The organism is Diaminobutyricimonas aerilata (assembly GCF_002797715.1).
Classification (GTDB): domain Bacteria; phylum Actinomycetota; class Actinomycetes; order Actinomycetales; family Microbacteriaceae; genus Diaminobutyricimonas; species Diaminobutyricimonas aerilata.
This window is the reverse complement of the sequence record NZ_PGFF01000001.1, coordinates 926,601-949,758: the sequence shown is the minus strand read 5'-3', so window position 1 is coordinate 949,758 and position 23,158 is coordinate 926,601. Positions and strand designations below refer to the sequence as shown.

At 70.4% G+C, this 23,158-nt stretch carries 13 protein-coding genes; 9 read left to right on the top strand and 4 right to left on the bottom strand.

The window, feature by feature from the left end; genetic code table 11:
- Positions 1-76: 76 nt before the first annotated feature.
- From CLV46_RS04540 to CLV46_RS04530, 3 genes are read left to right on the top strand one after another with little or no spacing between them, the layout of a single operon-like run.
- Complete coding sequence (locus CLV46_RS04540; RefSeq protein WP_157802227.1) at positions 77-1,459, top strand: ABC transporter substrate-binding protein; 1,383 nt, start codon at positions 77-79, stop codon at positions 1,457-1,459.
- Positions 1,456-2,421 (top strand): carbohydrate ABC transporter permease, encoded by a 966-nt coding sequence (locus tag CLV46_RS04535; RefSeq protein WP_100363673.1) that lies wholly within the window; start codon positions 1,456-1,458, stop codon positions 2,419-2,421. The genes CLV46_RS04540 and CLV46_RS04535 overlap by 4 nt, the downstream gene beginning before the upstream one ends.
- On the top strand, positions 2,411-3,286 hold the full coding sequence (locus tag CLV46_RS04530) for a carbohydrate ABC transporter permease (protein ID WP_100363672.1): 876 nt from the start codon (positions 2,411-2,413) through the stop codon (positions 3,284-3,286). The genes CLV46_RS04535 and CLV46_RS04530 overlap by 11 nt, the downstream gene beginning before the upstream one ends.
- Here the strand turns inward: CLV46_RS04530 and CLV46_RS04525 are convergent.
- On the bottom strand, positions 3,279-3,908 hold the full coding sequence (locus CLV46_RS04525) for a DedA family protein (RefSeq protein WP_100363671.1): 630 nt from the start codon (positions 3,906-3,908) through the stop codon (positions 3,279-3,281). The genes CLV46_RS04530 and CLV46_RS04525 overlap by 8 nt on opposite strands.
- Positions 3,909-4,051: 143 nt before the next feature.
- Here CLV46_RS04525 and CLV46_RS04520 point away from each other — a divergent pair, with 143 nt between their 5' ends.
- Positions 4,052-5,584, top strand: a complete 1,533-nt coding sequence (locus CLV46_RS04520; RefSeq protein WP_157802226.1) for a sensor histidine kinase — start codon at positions 4,052-4,054, stop codon at positions 5,582-5,584.
- Positions 5,585-5,607: 23 nt separating this feature from the next.
- Positions 5,608-6,243 (top strand): response regulator, encoded by a 636-nt coding sequence (locus tag CLV46_RS04515; RefSeq protein ID WP_245866510.1) that lies wholly within the window; start codon positions 5,608-5,610, stop codon positions 6,241-6,243.
- Positions 6,244-6,255: 12 nt separating this feature from the next.
- On the opposite strand, the gene CLV46_RS04510 is transcribed toward CLV46_RS04515, so the two are convergent.
- From CLV46_RS04510 to CLV46_RS04500, 3 genes are all read right to left on the bottom strand, one after another.
- The gene (locus CLV46_RS04510; protein ID WP_157802225.1) at positions 6,256-6,708 is read right to left on the bottom strand and encodes an HD domain-containing protein; all 453 of its coding nucleotides are present in this window, start codon (positions 6,706-6,708) and stop codon (positions 6,256-6,258) included.
- A gap of 58 nt (positions 6,709-6,766) precedes the next feature.
- Positions 6,767-9,229, bottom strand: a complete 2,463-nt coding sequence (locus CLV46_RS04505; protein WP_100363667.1) for a helix-turn-helix transcriptional regulator — start codon at positions 9,227-9,229, stop codon at positions 6,767-6,769.
- A gap of 204 nt (positions 9,230-9,433) precedes the next feature.
- Positions 9,434-15,466: a DUF11 domain-containing protein gene (locus CLV46_RS04500; protein ID WP_100363666.1), complete on the bottom strand. Its 6,033-nt coding sequence runs from the start codon at positions 15,464-15,466 to the stop codon at positions 9,434-9,436.
- A gap of 267 nt (positions 15,467-15,733) precedes the next feature.
- On the opposite strand from CLV46_RS04500, the gene CLV46_RS04495 reads away from it, so the two are divergent.
- The 4 genes from CLV46_RS04495 (at position 15,734) to CLV46_RS04480 (ending at position 23,001) form a co-directional block, all read left to right on the top strand.
- Positions 15,734-16,738 carry a LacI family DNA-binding transcriptional regulator gene (locus CLV46_RS04495; protein ID WP_425430420.1) on the top strand — a complete coding sequence of 335 codons (1,005 nt, stop codon included), beginning with the start codon at positions 15,734-15,736 and terminating at the stop codon, positions 16,736-16,738.
- Between the two features lie 83 nt (positions 16,739-16,821).
- Positions 16,822-18,690: a glycoside hydrolase family 2 protein gene (locus CLV46_RS04490; RefSeq protein ID WP_245866509.1), complete on the top strand. Its 1,869-nt coding sequence runs from the start codon at positions 16,822-16,824 to the stop codon at positions 18,688-18,690.
- 235 nt (positions 18,691-18,925) lie between these two features.
- Positions 18,926-19,891 carry an ROK family protein gene (locus CLV46_RS04485; RefSeq protein ID WP_211282146.1) on the top strand — a complete coding sequence of 322 codons (966 nt, stop codon included), beginning with the start codon at positions 18,926-18,928 and terminating at the stop codon, positions 19,889-19,891.
- Positions 19,888-23,001: a glycoside hydrolase family 38 N-terminal domain-containing protein gene (locus tag CLV46_RS04480; protein WP_100363663.1), complete on the top strand. Its 3,114-nt coding sequence runs from the start codon at positions 19,888-19,890 to the stop codon at positions 22,999-23,001. Before CLV46_RS04485 ends, CLV46_RS04480 begins: the two co-directional genes overlap by 4 nt.
- The last annotated feature ends 157 nt before the right edge of the window (positions 23,002-23,158 follow it).

Sequence of the window (23,158 nt, the reverse complement as noted above, 5' to 3'; positions counted from 1 at the left end):
GGATGCGTGTAATCGATTTCATCGATCGACGACACGAAGAAGTGACCGGACGATGGTCCCGACGACGGGAAGAACGATGAGTGGACACGACGCCGTGCACCGCGCCACCTCACGCCTGAGCGCGGCCCAGGTCTCCCGCAGATCGCTGCTGTTCGGCGGCCTCGCGGCCGCGTCGGCCCCCCTCCTGCTGAGCGGATGCTCGAACCGGGCGAGCACATCCGGGGAGCCGTTGCAGTTCTGGAACTTCTACGCCCCCTCGACCCAGACGGCGCCCGAATTGAAGGCGCAGAACGACTGGTTCATGAAAGCGATTGCAGACTGGAACGGTCAGCACCCGGAACAGGTCGAGGCCGTGTTCATCCCCGCCTACACCGACCCGACGAACACCCGGCTCGCCACGGCGTTCGCCTCCGGGAGCGGCCCGGACATCTTCCTCATCAGCCCCGGCGACTTCTCGCGGTACTACAACGGCGGCGCCCTCGAAGACCTCCGGCCCTACATGACGCAGGAGGCGGTCGACGACTACACCGAGGGGTCCCTCGCCACGCGGAGCGTCGACGGCAAGATCTACGCGCTGCCGATGGAGAACGAGCCGCTCGCGATGTACTACTCCCCGCGCGCGTGGGAGGCGGCGGGGCTGTCGGAGGGCGACATCCCCACCACGTGGGAGCAGATGTTCGACGTGGCCGAGAAGCTCACCACTCCGACGCAATCGGGCGTCGTGTTCGAGACGATCCCCGGCTACTACCAGAACTTCACCTGGTACCCGTGGATGTGGCAGGGCGGCGGCGAGGTGGTCGACCCACGCACGCAACGGGCGGCCTTCGACAGCGAGGGCGCGATCCAGGCGCTCGAACTCTTCGGTGAGGCGACCCGCCGACGGCTCGCGCCGCGCACGATGCCCGCGGCCGGCGACCTCGTCGGCGCCTTCACGGAGGGGTTCGCCGCGATGTGGCAGTCGGGCATCTGGCAGGTCGCCAACTTCCGGGGCAACGCGCCCGACTTCGACTACGGCGTGTTCCCGCTCCCCACGCCGCCCGGAGGCGAGACGCGCACGGTGCTCGGCGGGTGGGCGTTCGCCGTCAACGCCCGCGGGCGCAACCCGGAGGCGGCCGCGCGATTCGTGGTCGAGACGGTCGGCAGCACGAGCGACGCGAGCGTCGACCGCCTCACCGAATGGGCGGCCGTCGCGAAATCCGACATGCCCACCCGCATCTCCGTCGACAAGCGGATGCGCGAGACGGGCGCCTACGACGACCCGAAGATGGCGTACTTCCGCGACGTCATCTTCGACACCGGGCGCGGCGAGCCGAGGTACCCACCCGTGCTCTACAAGGCCGTCTCCAACGCCATCCAGAGCGTGCAGAGCGCGGGCGGAGACGCCGCCGACCAGGCCGCGATCGCGCACAGCGCGATCGAGGCGTACCTCACGACCTACGAGGGAGCACCGCTGCTATGACCGCGATCGGATCGCGCGCCGCTGCGCGCCCCGTGCCCACCGCATCCGCTTCGACCCGGCCGCGCCCCGACGCGGGTGCCGCGCGCCGCAAGCGGGAAGCCCGGGCGGCGTTCTTCTTCCTGCTGCCCGACTCGCTCGGCCTGCTCGTGTTCGTCTTCGTTCCGATGCTGCTCGCGATCGCGCTCGGCTTCTTCAGCCTCGACGGGTTCGGCAACCTCGAGTTCATCGGCGGCGCGAACTACGTGCGCATGTTCGGCGACCCGCAGTTCCTGCAGAGCGCAGCCGTGACCGCGGTGTACCTCGTCGCGCTCGTGCCGCTCATCTTCGTGATCTCTCTCGCGCTCGCGCTGCTCGTGCAGCAGAGGATCCCGCTCGTCGGGTTCATCCGCAGCGCGCTGTTCGCCCCCTACGTCGTGAGCATCGTCGTGGTGGGCCTCATCTGGCAGTTCATGCTCGCCGACCGGGTGGGCGTGCTCAACCAGTTCCTCGCCGCGTTCGGCGTGCGCGACGTCTCGTGGCTCGGTGATCCGCAGTACACGCTCGGCACCGTCGTGGTGATCAGCATCTGGTTCCAGATGGGCTACTACATGGTGATCTTCCTCGCCGGTCTGCAGGACATCCCGAGCGAGTACTACGAGTCCGCGCGCATCGACGGGGCGAGCGCGTGGCAGCGGTTCCGTTCGATCACGCTGCCGCTGCTGCGGCCGACGTCGTTGTTCGTGTTCATCACGGTCACGATCGCGGTCATCACCGGCGGGTTCGACCTCATCTACATCATGACCGGCGGTGGTCCGGCGGGGTCGACGTCGCTGCTCATCTACTACGTGTACGAGCAGGCGTTCCTGTTCGGCGAATACGGCTATGCGGCCGCGATCGGCTCGGTGCTCATCCTGGTGCTGCTGCTCTGGTCGGCGTTCATGTTCCGCATCACCCGGGGAGGACGGATCGACGATGGCGAGTAGCGCACTGACGACCGGTCGGCCGAGGGCACCGCGGGTGCGTCGAGGCCGCGACCGGAGATGGACGCCCCGCACGACCGTGCTCGTGATCGTCGGGGTCGTGATCGCCCTGATCACGATCTTCCCGCTCGTCTACATGGTCACGAGTTCGTTCAAGACCGCGGAGGACGTCAACGGCACGGCGCTGCTTCCCCCGAACCCGACGCTCGACAACTTCGCCTACGTGTTCACCGAGGTGCCGTTCCTGCGGTACCTGTTCAACAGCTTCTTCGTCTCCGCCGTGGTGACGGTCGTGGCGCTGTTCTTCCACTCGATGGCGGCGTACGCGCTCGCCCGGCTCAAGTTCAAGGGCCGCGAGACGGTGTTCCTCATCATCTTCTCGACCCTGCTGGTGAGCGCCCCCGTCATCCTGATCCCGTCGTTCGTCGTGGTGCGCACGCTCGGGATGCTCGACAGCTACGCCGGCCTGATCATTCCGTCGATCTTCAGCGCGTTCGGCATCTTCCTGCTGCGGCAGTTCTACCTGGGACTGCCGAACGAGCTCGAGGAGGCGGCTCTCGTCGACGGCGCGAGCTACTGGCGGATCTACTGGAGCGTGGTGCTTCCGCTGTCGCGCCCCATCCTCGCGGCGTTGAGCGTCTTCTTCTTCCTCGCGAACTGGAACGCGTTCGTGTGGCCGCTCACGATCACCTCCAACCCGGATCTGCGGGTGGTGCAGGTGGGCATCTCGACGTTCCAGCAGCAGTACGCGTCGGACTGGAACTACGTGCTCGCCGCCTCGACGGTGGCCGCGCTACCGACACTGCTGCTGTTCTTCTTCTTCCAGAAGCAGATCGTCGAGTCGATCAAGACCTCCGGCTTCAAGTGATCCCTGATCGGTCGGTCACGCGCGCCGCCCGCCCGCGAGCGATCGTGCGCAGCGTCGTGTCGACGGCGAGACCGAGCACGGCCGCCAGCACGACCGCCACGATTACGGCCAAGAGGGGCTGGTCGCCGAGCACATGTCCCACAGCCACTCCGATGAAGACCGAGTAGAGCGCCCAGGTGACCGCCGCGGCGGCATCGATCGCGGCGAAGCGCCGCCACGGATACCCCGTCGCCCCGGCCGTCATGTTCACAGCGACGCGGCCGACGGGGATGTACCGAGCCGTGAAGATCACGAAGGCCCCGTGGCTCTCCAACCGGGCGCGTGCCCAGCCGGATGCCGCCACGACGCGGGGCCGGCGCATCCAGCCGACGCGTTCAGCGCGTATCGTCCGGCCGACCAGGTACGCGATGTTGTCGCCGACGAAGGCGCCCGTCGCCGCCACCGCGAGCAGCCCGGCGAGATGCACCTCGCCGGTCGACAGGGCGAGAGCACCGAGCGCCACGATCACGGATTCACTCGGCACCGGGGGGAAGAATCCGTCGATGATGCACACCAGCACTGCGACGAGGTAGACCCACGGCGACCCGGCCAGGTCGATCAGCACGTCGTTCATGAACTCCATGCGGGCCACGCTAGAAATCCCGATGCGGACGCCGCGCCCGCCATTCGACCGGACGAGTCCCCCTCTTCCGACATGTTCCGCGAGCGGGGAACATGACTTTCGTCAGGGGCGCCGCACCCGGGTCGCCTCCTACATTGGGCTGCATGCGTCGACTCTTCACGCGCGAGAACACGCCGGCATTCGTCGTCGGGGCGGTCGTGCTGATCGCTGTGATGGTCGAGTCGACGACCATCCTCTCGTCGGCGACAGATCAGAAGATCCTGCTGGTGATCGCCGTGACCCTGCCGCTGTCGCTGCGTCCCCTGCCCACCTGGTCGCTCGCGCTCGCGGCGGGTCTTGTGCTCGCCGCGGTGTACGGACCGGGTGCATCGTCGAGCGAGTGGGCGTTCGTGGTCGCGGCGGTGACCTCCTTTTTTGTGGGACGAATCGCCGAATCGGCCCGTGCGGTGCTCGTCGCCTCGGGCGCCGTCCTCGTCGTCGCCTTCGCGCTGAGCGGAGCATCCGGCACCCTGCTCAGCCTCTTCGTGACCGCAGTGCTCGCCCTCACGTTCGCGTGCGTCGTGCCGTGGTGGCTCGGGGCGTTCCTGCGACAGCGACGACAGCTCGTCGAGGCCGGGTGGATGCGTGCGCGGCTGCTCGAGGAACGACAGCAGCTCGCCGTGCGGCAGGCGCGCGAGCATGAGCGCACCTCGATCGCCCGGGACATGCACGACTCGCTCGGGCACGAACTCAGCCTCCTCGCATTGACCGCGGGCGCGCTCGAAGTCGCGACCGGTACCGACGACGAGACCCGCCGCCGCGCTGCGCTCGTGCGCGAGCGGGCCGTAGCCGGCATGGAGACGCTGCATCGCATCGTGGACGTCCTCCGCTCCAACGGCGACGACGAGTCGCGCGACGTCCGCCCGCTCGAGGAACTCATTGCGGAGGCGGCGCGCTCAGGACTCGCTGTCCGGGCCGAGGTCAGGGCTGATGCCTCCGGCTGGAGGCCCGCCACCGCACGTACGGTCGAACGCCTCGTGCAGGAACTCCTCGCGAACGCGGCGAGACACGCGCCCGGCCGGACTCTCGATCTACGTATCGACGAAGCGGACGGCGCCGTGCGCATCGTCGCGCGCAACCCGGTCGCCGACCCTGCCCGGGCAGACACCGACCCGAGGCGGGGATACGGACTGATCGGCATGCGGGAACGGGTGCGCGTCGCGGGAGGCACCTTCGCCGCCGGGGTCGAGGACGCGGAGTTCGTCGTGTCAGCAACCGTTCCGGAGCATCGCCCGCCCGGGCGTGACGACTCGACGGAGTCCTTCCACCCCACCGTTCGAACCGCGGACGAGGAACGACACGGGATGCGCAGGGCGCACCTGCGCACCGCGCTGCTCCCCGCTGTGCTCGTGCTCGCGGTCGGGGTCGCCCTGGCGGTCTTCGACGCCACGACGACGTCCCAAGTGGGCCTCTCTGAACGGGCGTTCTCGGAGCTGCGGATCGGGCAGTCGCGCTCCGAAGCCGCCGCGCTGCTGCCGGCCGACCACATCGATCGCGCACCGGCGCACGCTCCCGCCCCGCCGCGGGGCGCGTCGTGCGAGTACTACCGCGCCGTGCGTCAACCGTTCTCTCTCGACGACTCGTTGTACCGCCTCTGCTTCCGCGACGAGGTCCTGGTCGTGAAGGAGACGCTGTGAGCGACGATGGGCTTGTACGGATCGTGATCGCCGACGACGATCCCCTCGTGCGTGCCGGTGTGCGGGCGATCCTCGAGTCCCACGCCGGGATCGAGGTGGTCGGCGAGGCCGCGGACGGCTCGGCTGCGGTCGACATCGTGCGCGCCACCCGTCCGCACGTGGCCGTTCTCGACTTGCGCATGCCGGCGCTCGACGGCGTCGCGGCGGCCGCAGAGATCGGGCGGCTGCTCCCCGACGTCCGCACCATCATGCTGACCACCTTCGGCACCGACGACAACGTACTGAGGGCGCTCGAGGGCGGCGTCGATGGGTTCTTGCTCAAAGCCTCGGCGCCACAAGATCTGATCACCGGGGTACGCGCGGTGGCCGCGGGTGGTGCGGCTCTGTCACCGACGATCGCGCGGGTGCTCATCCGTGCCGTGCGAGACAGCCGTTCCGCCGTGCCGGTGGACGCCCTCGCTCGCCTCGATCGCCTCTCCGAGCGCGAGCGCGACGTGCTGGCGTTGGTGGGGCAGGGTCGCTCGAACTCCGACATCGCCCGGGAGCTGGTGATCTCCGAAGGCACCGTCAAAGGGCACGTGAGCGCGATACTGCGCGTTCTCGAGGTGCGGAACCGCGTGCAGGCCGCCCTGCTCGCCCACGAGGCCGGGTTGCGCTGAGCGTCGGTCGGCTCAGCCGACGCGGGCGACGAGCGCGTCGAGTGTGGTGCCCAGCAGTCGCGCGGTGCGATCCAGTTGCGGTTCGAGCCGACGACGGGTGACCTCGTCGAACTCGTGCAGCCGCGAGGCCTCATGGGCGATGTCCGCCCGCTTCACCTCGAGGGCGCATCCGGCGCTGCCGTGCAGGATGCGGGCGACGGTGTGCTCGAGTCGCTCGCCGTCCCGCGGCCTGAGCGCGTCGAGGGCGGCGAGCACGTGGGCGTCGAAGCCCTCCTCGCGCAGCTCCGCGACGGTGTGGTCGCCGCGCTCGACCACCTCGTGCAGCATGGCGACGGTCTTCTGCTCGACCGTTCGCACGAGCGCCGCGACGGCGAACGAGTGCTCCACCGCCGGTCGTCCGGCGGCATCCACGCGGCCCTCATGAGCGCGTGTGGCGATCTCGACCGCTCGCGCCAGGCTGCTCACGCCCCCGAGTGTCGCACACGAGGGTTGCGAGGACGGAAACAGCTGTGGATGGCCCGCGTCAGCCCCCGAGGAGACCGAGCTCGACCGCTCTCGCGACCGCCGCCGGACCGGTGTTCACGCCGAGCTTCGCGTACGCCGATCGCAGGTGGGTGCGTGCCGTCGGCACGCTGATGAACAGCGCCGCCGCGATCTCCCGGTGGCTGCGACCGCCCGCGAGTTCCCGCAGCACGTCCGCCTCGCGCGACGACAGCGTCACCGTCGGCGCCTCGGGGTAGATGTCGGGGAAGGCGGCGAGCAGCTCGACGACCTCGGCCGTCGGCTCGAGCGTCGTCGCGGCGCGGAGGGCATCCCGCCGCGCGTGCGACACGATGAGGTGGGTGGAGTAGAGGCGGTGTGCCGCCGCAAGACCGATCGCGCGCCCGTACAGGTCTTTCGCGAGATCGTCGAGGCCCTCGTCGAGCGCGGCGGACGCGCCGATGAAGAGCAATTGCGCGCGTTCGCGATTGCCGAGCAGGTCGTCGGCGATCGCGGTCGACACCTGCTGCAGCGCCCCGCGCGCGTCGCCCACCGAGAGCCGCTGCCGGGCGCGCAACGACTCCATCCAGTCGCTGTTGTCGGGTGCTGCGGCGATGCGACGGGCCGCTTCGGCGACGCGTCCCGCGTGCACGTCAGCGAGCACCGCGAACGCGTCGAGCACCATCCGCGCCGTACCCGGTCGCTGGAGCGCGGAGGGCTTCGACCACACCGCCTCACGCAGCTTGTCGTCCATCTCGTCGCGAGTGAGGAAGAACAAGCTGTAGCGGCCCCACGCGAGCACGCGGAACGGCCAGAGCTCATCGCCCGATGGGAGTGCATCCGCCCGCTCGAGTGCGGTCCGCGCGGCGCGCCCGTCGAGCGCGTCGACGGCGAGCATCGCCTCGACGACATGCTGCGCGGCGGTCGCAGACGGGGAGTCTCCCGCCGAGACGGTACGGTGCAGCTCGTCGACGAGCGAACGAGCGGTCACATTCCAGCCCGCGGCGCTCTGCAGCACAGCAAGCGACGCGGAGGCGCTCGACGCGATCGGCAGAGCTCCGCTCCGGCGTGCGGCCTCGACCGCGCGGGTGGCGAGTTCCGCCGTGGAGCCGCGCTCATTCCGCGCGAGCATGCCGGCGAGCGTCCGGTGCACCTGCAGGAGGGCGACGTAGATGGGGCTCGGAGCGGATTCGCCCCGATCGACGCGACGGTCGAGTTCCCCCGCGGCGAGCGCGCCGAGCTCATCAGCCTCGGCCACCCGGCCCACGTGCCGCAGATGCAGCATCCGCAGCACGACCGCTTCGACGAACCGGTCGGGATCCCCGGCATGGCGCGCCGATTCGAGGGTCGGCGGATGGAAGCCCGTGCCGGCCAGACGGTGGAACACCGCATCCGGTTCCGCATCGAGCGACGACAGCGCTTGGGCGAAGGCGAGTGCCGGCCGTTCCCGCACGACGTCGTGCGGCAGGTCGGCGTAGGCGGCGCGCGTCTCCTCCGGGAACTGGCGGAGCGCCTCCGGACCGCGGAGCGCCCAGAACGCGCTGAGCACATCCCACGCCTCACCGCGGCGGGCGTGCGACAGCACGCGTGGGGCGTGGGCGGCGGGATCGAGGTGGAGGGTCCCGAGCGCGAGGTCGGCGTGGGCTGCGCGGATCTCGGTGTCGTCGTGCTCGTCCTCGTGCAGCACCCGCCGGACGAGACCCGGCATGACCGCACCCGAACGGCGCGGCGGAGTTCGGTCGGGGTCCGTTCGCGGGAGGGGTCGCAGCAGCGCCCGATCCAGCAGCCGGGCGACCGTGCCGAGCGGGTCCGCGTCGATGAGCAGTCCCGCGGCGCCCGGATGCACGACATCGAGGATCGAGAGGCGTTTCGCCGCCCGCCGGAGGTCGGGCGCGAGTCCCCCGAGCGCCGCGGAGGCGAGCCAGCGCTCCGCACGCCGGAAGTCCGACTCTCCGTCGATCACGTCGGCGAGCAGTGCGCGGACGAGCGACGGCCACCCACCCGTGAGGTCCAGCACCACGTCCGCCGTCATCCCATGCGGCACCTCCACGGCCGCGAGCAGGGTGGCGAGCTCCTCGGCGTCGAGCAGCAGATCAGGCGTCGAGAGGGACGCGACGTCGAGATGACGACGATGGGCGAGCGATTCGAGCGCGGCGGCCGCACGGCCCGACACGACCACCCGCACCCCGCCGCCCACCGCCTCGAGGATCGCCTCGGCCGCGCGACGGCGAAGCGGATGGTCGACGCCGTCCACGATGAGCACCGCCCCTCGGGCCTGCGCCCGCAACTGCTCCGTCGACAGCTGATCGGTGCGCGAGCGATCGACGATCCACCCGGCGTCGCGCATCCGCTCGCTCCAGGCGTCGAGGAGCACCGTCTTGCCGGTACCGGCGGTCGCATCGAGGATCGAGAGGCCGCGAGGGCGATCGAGCCACGTGAGCAGCCGGCGTCGCTCGATCAACGGCCAGGGCTGGTGCGATGCGCGCAGGACCGAACTGGTCGTCACGACTTCCCCTTGCGATGCGCTCGCGGGTCAGCGACCCGTGCCCCCCAGCAGGCGATGTGAAAAGCGGACGGGCACGGTCCCAACGTGACCCGCATTCACCCTACGGGCACCCGAGCGGTTCGCCAAGGGATCGCGGTTGCGGGCGCATGGGGATGCCGGCAGCTCGCCAGGGGGGACGTGCTGCCGGCATCCGGTCTCGGGAGGTCAGACGGCGCGTGACCCCGATCGGGCGCGACGGATGACGACCAGCACCAGTCCCGCGAGCAGCAGGAACCCGGCCAGTCCGCCGACCGCGGCGCTCACGGTCGCGCCCGTCGCGGCCAGACGGTCGAGCAGCGGGTTGACCGTGCAGGTGAGGGCACCCGGGGCGCACGTCCCGTCGGGGCGCTCGCCCGCCGCGGTCACCCAGTTGCCGAGCCGGTGGTCGCCCTGGTCGGCGTACGCGCGGGTCTGCACCGAGTAGGTGACGACGACCTTCGCCCCCGCCTCGAGGATGCCGCTCACGTCGAAGCTCTGCTCCCGCACGGGCGACACGATCGCACCGCCCGTGGCCGTCGGCCCGGCGCTCAGCGTCGCATCGTCGAGCACACCCGCGAGCCAGTCGGTGTACGCGTAGGCGCCCGCCCCGGTGCCCGAGTTGGCGATCGTGAGCGTGTACGTCGCCGTCGCACCCGGGCGCAGGCTCGTGCCCGAGGTCGGGTCGACCGTCTTGATGATGCCGATGTCGGCGAGGCCGGTCGTGACGGCGACGCACGTCGGGTCCTCCCCGCCGTTCGGCACGCACGCGCCGTTCTCGACCTCGAGGTCGCCGCCCAGACGGGTGGTCACCGAGTAGGTGAGCTCCACCGTCTCGCCGACCTCGAGGGGGCCCGTCCACGACATCACCGGCGCGGTGTAGTCGACCTCGACGGGTGTGCCGTCGGAGCGTTCACCGACGACGTCGCCGTTGTAGTCGGCGTCATCCAGCACACTCGACAGGTCGTCCGCCACCGCGGCCGGCGACTCCTCGGTGAAGTCGGCGGTGCCGTCGTTGATGACCGTCACGACGTAGGTGATCGTGTCGCCCACCTCGGCGAGCGGCGTCGCATCCGACGTCTTCAGCACCGACAGGTGCGGGATGAGATTCACCGTGCAGTCGTCGGCATCCGTGCACTCCTCCGATGGCTCGTCGCCGTTCTTGAGCAGGAAGTTGCCGATCCGCGAGTCGCCGCGCTCCGCGAAGGGGCGCACGACGGCCTCGTAGGTGACGGTCACCAGCTGCCCGACGGCCACCTGTCCGGTGACGGCGATCGTGTCGTCGACGACGGTCGCGGTGAGGGTCGGGTCGCTCGTGACGAGGGAGTCCTCGATGAGGTCGGCGTCGTCGAGCACGTCGGCGAGACGGTCGGTGTACGCGACCGGTCCGGTCGCCGCGCCCTCGTTGCCGAAGGTCAGCGTGTAGGCGAGGGTGGTGCCGGTCACGACACTCGTGCCCGACGCCGGGTCGACCGACTTCGCGCTCGTGATGAGCGGCACGCGCTGCACGGTGCAGTCGTCGTCGCCCTCCACGCACTCGTCTCCGGGGATCTCGCCGGGCTTCAGCAGGTGGTTGACGAGCGTGTTGTCGCCCCGTTCGCCGTCGGGCCGCACGGTCGCCGCGTACGTGACCGTCACCGTCTGATCGGGCTGCAGGTCGCCGGTCACGACGAGCGACGTGCCGTCGAGCACTGCGGTGAGCGCCGCGTCGGAGACCGTCGGACCCGAGGTGATGTCGGCGTCGTCGAGCACCGCGACGAGCGAGTCGGTGCGCGCGACGGGCCCCTCGGCTTCGCCCGTGTTCGAGAAGGTGAGCGTGTAGGTCACCACCTGGTTCTCGAGCACGGTCGCACCATCGGCGGGATCGGAGGTCTTCGAGTCCAGGATCTGCGACACCGGGTTCTCGGTGCAGTCAGGGCCGACGCACTCGTCGGGCACGGTGGTGTCCGGCGGCAGGAGGAAGTTGCGCAGCACGTTGTCTCCGCGCACCTCGTCGTCGTTGACCGTCACCGCGTAGGTGACCGTCACGGTCTGGTCGGGGTCGAGCGCGCCGGTGATCCGGATGCGGTCGCCGTTCACTGTCGCGGTGAGCGCGCCGTTCGAGGCGGTCGGCGGCGTGGTGAGGGTCGCGTCGTCGAGCACTCCGGTCAGCACGTCGTCCTTCAGCACGGTTCCCGCGGCAGTGCCGATGTTGCCGAAGGTGAGCGTGTAGGTGACCACGCTTCCCGTCGAGACGCCGGTTCCCGTCGCCGGGTCGACGCTCTTGCTGTCGACGAGGTGCGGCATCCGCTGCACGGTGCAGTCGAGCGGATCCGTGCAACCACCCAGTTCGCCCGGCAGCACGAGCGCGTTGGCGATGAGGTCGTTGCCGCGTTCGCCATCGGCGCGCACGGTGACCGCGTACGTCACGGTGATCGTCTGGTCGGGCTGCAGCGTGCCGGTCACCCGGATGCGGTCGCCCGTGAGCACCGCGGTGAGGGCGGGGTTCGAGACCGCGATCGGCGTGGTGATGCCGGCGTCGTCGAGCACGTCGGTGAGCACGTCGTCCTTGGCGACCGGACCGACCGCCGTGCCGAGGTTCGAGAACGTCAGCGTGTAGGAGATCACCTGTCCGACGGCGACGACGGAATCGGTGCCGGGATCGCTGGTCTTCGTGTCGACGACGTGCGGGATGAAGTGCTCGACGCAGTCGCCCGGCGCGCACGCCGGCGGCGGCGGGAAGTCGGGCGGTACGATCGCGTTCACCAGTCGGTCGTCGCCGCGCGCACCGTCGGCGCGCACCGTGACCTGGTAGGTGACGGTGACGGTCTGGCCCGGCTGCAGGATGCCGGTCACCCGGATGCGGTCACCGACGCGGGTCGCGGTGAGGGCCGCGTTCGACACCGTCGGTCCGCTCGTGAGGTCGGCGTCATCGAGCACGCCGGCGAGCACGTCGTCCTTGGCCACGGTGCCCTCTGCGGCACCCGTGTTGCCGAACGTGAGGGTGTACGTGATCACCTGCTGCGGGAGCACCACACCGCCGGATGCCGGGTCCGCCGACTTGGAGTCGACGATCTCGGGCACCCTGTTCACCGCGCAATCTCCGCCGGTGCAGTCGTCGGGGATCGTCGAGCCGATGGGGATGAGGTAGTTCTCGATCACGTCATCGCCGCGGGTGCCGTCGGCACGCACGGTCACCGTGTAACTCACGGTGACGGTCTGGCCGGGCTGCAGGTTGCCGGTGATCCGCCACCGGTCGCCCACGCGGGTGACCGCAAGCGCCGGGTTGGACACCGTCGGTCCGCTCGTGAGGTCCGCGTCGTCGAGCACGCCGGCGAGAGCATCGTCCCGCGCCACCGGTCCCGTGGCCGAGCCGCTGTTCGAGAACGTGAGCGTGTACGTGAGCACCTGCTGCGGCAGGACCGTCGACCCGGAGGCCGGGTCGACCGTCTTGGAGTCGACGATCTCGGGCACGAAGTTGACCGAGCAGTTCGGCCCGACGCAGTCGTCCGGAACGGTCGTCCCGCGCGGCACCAGGAAGTTCCCGATGACATCGTCGCCGCGCGCGCCGTCCGCTCGCACGGTGACCGAGTAGGTGACCGTGACCGTCTGTCCCGGCTGCAGCGTGCCGTCGATGAGCAGACGGTCGGCGGCGATCGTCGCGGTCAGGGCCGCGTTCGACACCGTCGGGCCTCCGTTGAGCTGGGCATCGTCGAGCACGTCGGCCAGCACGTCGTCATGGGCGATCGTGTCGGGGGCCGCGCCGTTGTTCGAGAACGTGAGGGTGTAGGTCAGCACCTGGTTCGCGAGCACCGTCGAGCCCGAGGTGGGGTTCACGCTCTTGGATGTGACGATCTCGGGCGCGAAGTTCACCGAGCAGTCCTCGACGCACGTGTCGGGGATCGTCGAGTCGCGCGGCACGAGGAAGTTGGACAGGACGTCGTCTCCTCTCGCCCCATCGGCGCGCACGGTGGCCTGGTAGGACACGATCTCGGTCTGACCGGCTTGCAACGTTCCGTCGATGCGGATGCGATCGCCCACGCGGACAGCGGTGAGTGCGCCGTTCTGCACCGTGGGGCCGGACGTGATGTCGGCGTCATCGAGCAGGCGGGTGAGCGCGTCGTCCTTCGCCACCGTGCCGGGGCCGTCTCCGTTGTTGGTGAAGATGAGCGTGTAGGTCAACACCTGGCCGGGACGCACGGTCGATCCGGAGAGCGGGTTCACGGTCTTCGAGTCCGCGATCGACGGCACGGGGTTGATGGTGCAGATACCGGGGGTGCAGTCGGCGGGCACCGGCACTCCGGCCGGGAGCACCCAGTTGACGACGGAGTCGTCCCCGGTGCGCGTGGCATCAGGGATCACCGTCACCTGGTAGCTGACGGTGGCCGACGAGTTCGCGGCCACGCTGCCCTGCACGGTGAACGTGCCACCGGTGATCGACGACACCGTCAACCCCGCGGATGCGGTGGGGGCGGCCGTGACGGTGGCGTCGTCGAGCACACCCGCGAGGTGGTCGACCGAGTTCACCGTCGCCGGGCTCCCGCCGGTGTTGGAGAAGGTCAGCGTGTAGGTGAGCACCTGGTTGCCGAGCACCGTCGTGCCGGATGCCGGGTTGACGCTCTTGGAGACGACGAGGTTGGGCACGAGGTCGGTGACGGTGATGCACGCGGGAGTCTGCCCGGGGCTCGGGGCGCACGCGGTGTTGAGGAGTTGGTCGTTCCCGGCACCGGTGACCGTCACGCTGTAGCGGATGGTCGCCGTCTCACCGACGGCGAGAGGGCCCGACCAGTTGAGCGTCGAGCCGCTCAGAACGGGCGGAGCAGACGTCGAACCGCCGCTGAAGGTGACGGTCGGGTTGGCGTTCCAGGTCGCGTCGTCGAACACGTCGGCGAGGGAGTCGCTCATGGTCGCCGGCGCGCCCGCGGTGTACGGGGCCGTGCCGTCGTTGCGCACCGTCACGGTGTACGTCACGACGTCGCCCACCTGGACGTCGACCTGCGCGTTCGACGTCTTCGTGATCGCCGAGTGCGGCACGAGCGGCGGCGCCACCTGCACGACCGTCGTGGCGTCGTCGGTGTTGTTCGTGGGGTCGGTGTCGACCTCGTTCGGCACGACGGTCGCGGTGTTGACGAGGGTCGCCGCCGCGTTCGGCGCGGTGCCGGTGAAGGTGAAGAGCACATTGCTGCTCGCGAGCAGGTTGTCGCCGACGCATGCGATGTTGCGGCCCGTCACGGTACAACGCGGGTCGGCCGCGGTGATCGCGGTCACGCCGGTCGGCACCGTGTCGTTGAGCACGAATCCGGAGGAGGTGCCGGGGCCGAGGTTGCGCACGCGCACGGTCCAGGTGATCGTGCCGTTCGCGGCGACCGTCGCGGGCCCGTTCTTCGTGACGGACAGGTCGGTCGGATCACCGGGCGCGGCGGTCGCGTCGTTGTTGCCGCTCTGCGGACCGGGGATGGCGGAGACGAGGTTGAACACCGGGGACGCCGGGTTCGTCACGCGGATCTGCGTGATGGTGCCCGTGCCGTTGTTCGAGAAGGCCAGGTTGCCGTTGCCGTAGGTCCACGCGCCGCCGTAGGCGCCCGAATCGGTGAGCATCCCGGCGACGGGGTACGAGGTCTTGACGCCGGTCGCCGGATCGACGCGAGCGATGGACCCGCCGTTCTGATTCACACCCCACAGGTAGCCGTACGCCGCGGTCATGTCGCTGAAGCTCGTGTCCGCCCCGGACAGCGCCTGGGTGGTGAAGGTGCCCGCGTCGACGTTCACGCGGTAGAGCGTGTCGTTCTCGACGGTCATGACGAGCAGGGTGTTCGCAAGCGCACCTTCACCGAAGGTGCCCGCGATGAGTCCGCTCGGCTGCTCGGGGATGCCGCCTCGGTCGTCGACGGACCCGTCCGCGTTGATCCGGACGATCCGGTGCTGCTGTGCCGCCGGGTTCAGGCCTACGGGCCGGCTGATGCCGTAGACGTAGCTGTCGCTCACGCGATACCCGATCGCGTTGTACGAGGGATCAGCGGGTCCGCCGATGTTCGAGAACACGACCCGGCCGCCGTTCTGCTCCGAACCCTGCAACTGCGTGGGGCTGCCCTGCGAGAGGTACACCATCGGCACCTGGGGGTCGAACGGAGCTGCCGCTGCGGGCGTCGCCGTCACCGCGACCCAGCTGCCGGCGGCGAGCGTCGCGGTGAGCAGCATGGTGAGACCGCGGCGGAATCGGCCGCTCCGCCCCGGTGCGGCCATGGTCGGTCGAGATCGTGCCACGTTCAGTCATCCCCCTCAGGATCAGCCGCGAGGGATGGCACGGTTCTTTCCGCGTGCCCCGGTCCCCCGCCGGCTCGGATTCACTGTGGTGGTCGACGAGGGTCCTCGACCTCGCGCCCGAGGTCTTTCATCACCGGAATCATCACGCGGCTCATCACGGCCGCCCCGACGCGCTTCGGACGCGGGCCGTTGACGAGCGGACTCCGGGTCCTAGGCTCGGATCGGGAGGCGGCGATGGCGGTCAGCATGCACGACGTGGCGAGACACGCGGGAGTGTCGCAACGCACCGTCTCCAACGTGGTCAACAACTACAAGCACGTCTCCCCCGAGATGCGGCGCCGCGTGGAGGCGAGCCTCGAGGCGCTCGGCTACCGGCCCAACGTCGCCGCCCGGCAACTGCGCGGCGGTCGCACCGGCACAGTGACCCTCGCCATCCCCGACTTCAAGGAACGCTATTTCGTCGATCTCGCCGAGGCGGTGGTCGAGCGCGCCGCCGAGATCGGGCAGCGGGTGCTCATCGAGACGACCGCGGGCGACGCCGCGCGGGAGCGCGCGCTGCTGGCCACCGGCGGCGGGCAGCTGACCGACGGACTCGTGATCGCCGCGCGAACCATCGAGCCCGAAGACGACGACCTCGTACGGGCGGGATTCCCCGTGGTCGTGATCGGCGACCGCGAGTCCGTCGGCGGCGTCGACCACGTGGGCATCCCGAACCGTCCGGCCGCGCGCGCGGCGGTCGAGCACCTCCTCACCATCGGCCGGCGCCGCCTCGCCGTGCTCGGCGGGCCGAGCAATCCGCCGCACATCTTCGCGCTGCGCCGCAGCGGGGTCGACGAGGCGCTCGAAGCCGCCGGCCTTGCACCGGACGTGGTGCTCGAGATCCCGGTCGGCTGGGGCCGCGTGGCCGGTGAACGGGCGATGGACGAACTGCTCTCCGCCGGCGGCGTGCTGCCCGACGGCATCTTCGCGATGAACGACTCCGTCGCGATGGGCGCGATGCGTTCGCTGCAGCGTGCGGGCGTGCGGGTGCCCGACGATGTCGCGATCGTCGGCTTCGACGACATCTGGGAGTCGGCGCACGCGCTGCCGTCGCTCACCACGATCTCGGCCTCGTACCGCGAGACGGCGGTCGTCGCGCTCGAGCTCATCGCCGAGCAGTTCGCCGCCCGCGGCGCGCAGCGCGAGCACCAGCACCGCTACGTGGGGTTCGAACTCAAGGTGCGCGGCAGCACCATCGCCGACCTCGACTGACCCGCTCGCGACTCGCTTCGATGTGTGCGAACATCTCTTTGCTGCGTAGCAACGCAGCTCCCACCCACGACAGAGAGGTCGCTGTGACCGTCACCGATTCCCGCGTTCCGAAACCCGAACATCCGCGACCGCACCTGGTGCGCGACCGTTGGCTCACCCTCAACGGCGAGTGGCAGTTCGAGATCGACCGGGGCGACTCCGGCATCCACCGCGGCCTGCGTGAGCGCGAGCTGGAGGGGCGCATCCTCGTGCCCTTCGCGCCCGAGAGCACGGCCAGCGGAATCGGGGACGTCGACTTCCTGCACGCCGTCTGGTATCGCCGCACGGTGACGCTGCCCACGGAGTGGGCGGGCGACGACGTGCTGCTGCACTTCGGGGCCGTCGACCACGACGCGACCGTCTGGGTGAACGGAGTGGAGGTCGCCCGACACCGCGGCGGCTTCAGCTCGTTCACCGCGAACCTCGCCGGCGTCGCCGCACCCGGCGACGAGGCGACGATCGTCGTGCGGGCGCGCGACACGCCGCAGGGCCCGCAGGCTCGGGGCAAGCAGGCCGTCCGCTACTTGAACACCGACTGCCACTACACCCGCACGACCGGCATCTGGCAGACCGTGTGGCTCGAGGCCGTGCCGCGCACACACGTGCGGCAGGTCAAGGTGACGCCGAACTTCGCGGCGCGCGAGTTCGCCGTCGTCGTGCCGCTTGCCGGCGATCCCGCCGGACGGGACGACCTGCGGGTGCGGGTGACCCTCGCCGACGACCGCGGCACCGTCGTCGAACGGACCGTCGACGCGACACTCGACATGGCGCCCACGCTCACGCTCGTCGTGCCCGACGACCGGGTGCGTGCGTGGAGCCCCGCCGACCCGTTCCTCTACGACCTCGAGGTCGCGATCGAGCGCGCGGACGGGTCGACCGTCGACCGCGTCACCTCCTACGCCGGGCTGCGCTCCGTGTCCGTCTCGGGCACGCAGATCTTGCTCAATGGCGAACGCATCTTCCAGCGGCTCGTGCTCGACCAGGGGTACTGGCCCGACACGCTCATGACCTCGCCGAGCGACGAGGCGACCGTGCGCGACATCGAGCTCGCCCTCGCCGCCGGATTCAACGGAGCCCGGCTGCACCAGAAGGTGTTCGAGGAGCGGTTCTACTACCACGCCGACCGGATGGGGTACCTGGTGTGGGGCGAGTTCGGCGACTGGGGCGCGGCAGGCGTCGGTCCCAGCCACGATCACCAGCATCCGGATGCGTCGTTCATCACGCAGTGGCTCGAGGTGCTCGAACGCGACCACTCGCATCCCTCGATCGTCGGGTGGTGCCCGCTCAACGAGACGTACCAGCACATCGGCGACGAGATCACGGACCTCGACGACGTGACCCACGGCATGTACCTCGCCACGAAGCTCGCCGATCCGTCGCGGCCGGTGCTCGACGCGTCCGGATACTCCCACCGCGTGCGCGGTGCCGATGTCTACGACTCGCACGACTACGAGCAGGACCCGGCCGGCTTCCTGCGGAATCAGGAGGGGCTCAAGGACGGCCGCCCGTGGACGAACGACCATGAGGGTCGCGCCATCTCGATCCCGTATGCGGGGCAGCCGTACTTCGTCTCGGAGTACGGCGGCATCTGGTGGAACGCGTCGCTCGCCGACGCGGGTCCGCGGCCCAGTTCGAGCGACCCCGACCGCGACACCTCGTGGGGCTACGGCGACCGCGTGCGCGACCTCGACGAGTGGTACGAGCGGTTCCAGGGGCTGACGGATGTGCTGCTCGATGATCCGCGGATGTTCGGGTACTGCTACACGCAGCTGACCGACGTGTTCCAGGAGGAGAACGGCGTCTACGACTTCGACCGCACGCCGAAGTTCGACCTCGAGCGCGTCCGGGCCATCCAGCAGCGCCGGGCCGCCTTCGAGACGGAGGCTGGCGCCGGCGGCATCGCGGGCGCCTGACGGGCGGAGCGCCGGTTCACGCCTCCTCATTTCCCGTCGCGAAGTGCGGGTGTGGCCGGTTCGCACCCGCACTTTGCGACGGGAAATCGTGCCTCCGCCTCGGGACGCCCGGTCCGCGTTGCGGAGTCTTGTCAACGGTGCGGCGGTGCGATGCACCGCCGAGTCGGCACGACTCCGCAACGTGGAATCCGAGAAGGGTCTCGCGCTCGAAGGGCCCGATTGGTATCGTTATCAAGTGCTCGATGACCGCGCCCCCTCCGCCGTGTCGACGGCTGACGCGCGGTCGCCGATGACCCGGCCCGTTCGCGTGCTGGAGGTCGGCGGATCGCACGTGACCGCCGCATCCGTGGCTCTCGGCGGCGTGCAGGCGGAGGTCGTCGAACGCGTCACCGTGCCGCTCGACGCCCATGCCGACCGGGCAACCCTGCTCGCCACGCTCGCCGCACCCGCGACCGCTCTGACGAGTGCGACGCCGGGCGCCGAGTGGGCCGTCGCACTGCCCGGGCCGTTCGACTACGAGCGCGGCAGCGGCGACTTCGCGGGAGTGGCCAAGTTCGCCGCCATCGCCGGCGTCGACCTGCGCGGGGAGCTCGCGCAACGGCTGGGCACGGATGCACACCGCATCCGCTTCGTGAACGACGCCGACGCCTACGGGCTCGGCGAGTGGGCGTTCGGCGACGTCGGCCGCGTACGACGCCTCGTCTGCATCACGCTCGGCACGGGCGTCGGCTCCGCCTTCGTCGACGAGGGCCGTGCCGTCACGGATCGCGCCGACGTGCCGCCGCACGGCTACGTGCACCTGTTAGAGCTCGACGGTCGTCCACTCGAAGACACCGTCTCGACGCGCGCGATCGTCGCCGCTTTCGCGCGGCGCACGGGTCGGGAACTCACCGTCAAGCAGATCGCCGCGGCCGCCGCGGCCGGCGACGACGCAGCCACCGATCTCCTCGCCTCCACGATGCGCGCGCTCGGCCGCGCGCTCGCGCCCTGCCTCAGCCGCTTCGAAGCGTCGGCCCTCGTCGTCGGCGGCTCGATGAGCCGCTCATGGAATGTGCTCGGCGACCCTCTCCGCGAGGGTCTGCGTGGTTCTGCGGCTGTCGTCCGGCCGTCGACCCTGCTCGACTCGGCTCCGCTGCTCGGCGCCGCCCACTGGCTGCTTCAGACCGCACCCCTCCACCCGACACCTCAGGAGAACCGATGACCGAGCCCACCCTCATCTCCGCGCAACCCTGGGGGCTCGATGAGGCCCGCACGGGCCTCATCGAACGTGCCGTCGCAGCGGAGGGCACCATCGGCGGCCGTCGCGTGCGCGTCATCCCGGAACCGCTGCAGCGCACGGTCGACGGGGAACGCACCCGCGCGGTGCGGGTACTGGTCGACGACGCCGACGCGAGCACGCTCGAGGCCCGCGTGGTCGACATCGACGGCCGCAGCCTGGTGCGTGGCACCGCGGACGCGCCGGCCGGGTCCGTGCGTCTGCTCGTGCCGACGGTCGACGCGCCCACCCGCGCCACCGTGACGCTCCCGTCGCTCGGCGACGGGGGCATCGAGGTGGAGCTCGACTCGGTGCGCGACTGGAGCATCCACCTCGTGCACCACTCGCACTTCGACTTCGGCTACACCGACCCGCAGGCCGCGGTCATCGCCAACCAGCGCTCCTACCTCGACACGGTCGTCGAGCTCGTGCGGCAGACCGAGGACTGGCCCGAGGAGGCGCGGTTCCGCTGGAACGCGGAGGCGCTGTGGGCATTCAGCGACTGGGAGCGCCACCGTCCCCAGGCGCAGGTCGACGAGTTCGTGCGCCTCGTGAAGCAGGGCTCGATCGGCCTCAGCGCGATGCCGTACAACCTGCACACCGACACCTGCTCCACCGACGAGCTGCACGAACTGCTCTCGGAGGCCCGGCGCATCCGCGACCGCTACGGCATCAGCTTCGCCTCGGCCATGCAGACGGATGTGCCCGGGCAGGTCGCCGGTCTGCCCGACGCGCTGTCGGAGGTCGGCGTCAAGTACCTCGCCGTCGCCCACAACTGGGCCGGCCGGTCGCAGCCGCACACGAACGGTGCCCTCAACCTGCCGAGGATGTTCCGTTGGACGACCCCGGCGGGCAACTCCGTCATCGTCTGGATGACGGACAGCCCGCACGGACTCGCCTACCTCGAGGGCCCGATGATCGGCTTCACCGAGTCGTACGAGACCGTCGAGGGCTACTTCCCCGCCTACCTCACCGCGCTCGCCACGCGCGGTTATCCGTTCCCGCCCGGAGTGTTCGGCGCCCACGGCGAGAAGACGGAGGGGCGCGAGCCGTATCCGTGGGACGTGCTGCACGTGCGCACGCAGGGCTACATGGGCGACAACGGCCCGGCGCGACTGCACCTCGCCGAACTCGTGCGCCGCTGGAACGAGACGTGGGAGTCGCCCAAGCTGCGGGTCTCGCGCAACGAGGACTTCTTCGCCGAGGCCGAGCAGCGGTTCGGTGACGACCTCATCACGGTCGAAGGCGACTGGGGCGACTGGTGGGTCGAGGGCGTCGGATCGGCGGCCGTGCCCCTCGCCCTCGCTCGCGAGGCGCAGGCCACCGTCACGGACGCCCGGTCGTACTCGCAACTCGCCGCGTGGAGCGGCGGAGAGGCGATGCCCACCGAGGCGGTCGACGCGCGGGCGACCTACGACGCCATCTCGATGTTCAACGAGCACACCTGGGGTGCGAGCAACTCCTGGACCCATGGTGACGAGGGCTACGACTCCGGCGAGCGCCAGTGGCAGTGGAAGGTGGCGCAGGGCATCCTCGCCCACCAGCGCGCAGGCGATCTCGCCGAACACGCGTTGAGCTACCTCGCCGCGGCCGTGCCGCCGGCCCCGGGTGCCCTCGCGAGCTTCGTGGTCGCCGATGCAAGCGGAGTCGTGCGGGATTCCGTCGCGCGGCTGCTGCTCAAGGAGGCATTCGTGCCCTTCGACACCGCATTCCGGGTGGTCGACGCGCGCACCGGCGAGAGCGTTCCGTTCGCGGTCGAGGCGCAGGGCAACTCGCTGCACCGCGAGTCCGGGCGGTGGATCACCTTCCCCGTCACCGCGGCGCCCGGTTTCGGGTTCGTGCGCTTCGACATCGTGGAGCACGACACCCCGCCGGTCGCCCCCACCTCGCACGACCTCGGCACGACTCCGCGCGCCGAGCTGCTCACCCTCGAGAACGAGCACCTGCGCGTGGTCGTCGACGAGTACACCTCCGCGATCTCCTCGCTCGTCGAGAAGTCGACCGGACGCGAGTGGGTGAACAGCGGATCGGTGGCCGGATTCAACGCCTACATCTACGACACCTACGGCAGCTCCGGCGCCGGCGTCAACCACCTCTCGAACAAGCTCGCGGTCTCGGACCGCCTGGAGCTGCTCGCCTCGCGCACGCTCGCGCGGCCTGCGGTGCTCGTGGAGCGCACCGACGACCCGGTCGAACAGCGGCTCGTGTACGAATACGCGGCCGACGGCGTCGATTCGGTGCGGGTGACACTCCGGTTGCGCCACGGCGAGCCGCGCCTGCTCATCGAGAACCGCGTCGCGAAGCCGTCGACGCGGGTCAAGGAGAGCGGATACTTCGCGTTCCCGTTCGCCGCGAACGATCCGGTGGTGCGCTTCGAGGTGTCCGGCGGCGTGACCGGCGACGGGCTCCCCCACATCCCCGGCGCTCCGCAGCACATGCGGGCCGTGCGCAACTGGGTCACGGTCGCGGACGGCCCGGATGCGGTGGCCTGGGTCACCAAGGACGCCCCACTCGTGCAGCCCGGCACGATCGTCGTGCCCTACTCGCCCTTCCCCGCGAGCACGGCGCCGCACGAGCCGGCCACGATCTACTCGTGGTTCCACAACAACGTCTGGGACACCAACTTCCCGATCGAGCAGGGGTTCACGGCGACGTTCTCGTACTCGATCGGCGTGCGCGGGTCGGGTGGGCAGAGCGTCGAAGGGCTCGCCGTGTCGACGACCGCCGCCCTCGTGCATCCGCTGCGCAGCGCCATCGCGCGCGGCACGGCCCACGACGACGCGCCTGCTACGGCATCCTTCGTCGAACTCGACGACGACCGCGTGCAGCTCGTGTCGGTGATCGCGGCCGGCGGCGGCGACCGCTCCATCGTGCGCCTCCAGTCGCTCGCCGCCGAGCCGGTGGAGGTGCGACTCCGCTTCGGCACGCGCCTGGCCGACGCCGCCCGCGTCAGCTACCTCGGCGATCCGGCCGGCGAGCTCGAGCGCGACGGCGACGCGGTCACGCTGCGGCTCGCCCCCCTCGAGGCCCCCGCGGTACTGGTCACCCGCGCCTGACGCAGAGGCGGGAGGATGCGGCGCGCAGGACGCATCCTCCCGCCGGCGCGCGTACCCCAGGTGCTAGCGTCGGGGAAGCGTCGCGTGCCGGTGGCAGACCGTGCCAGGCATGGAGGCGTGGGATCGGAAGGAGCACGACGATGAACGCGTCGGCCCC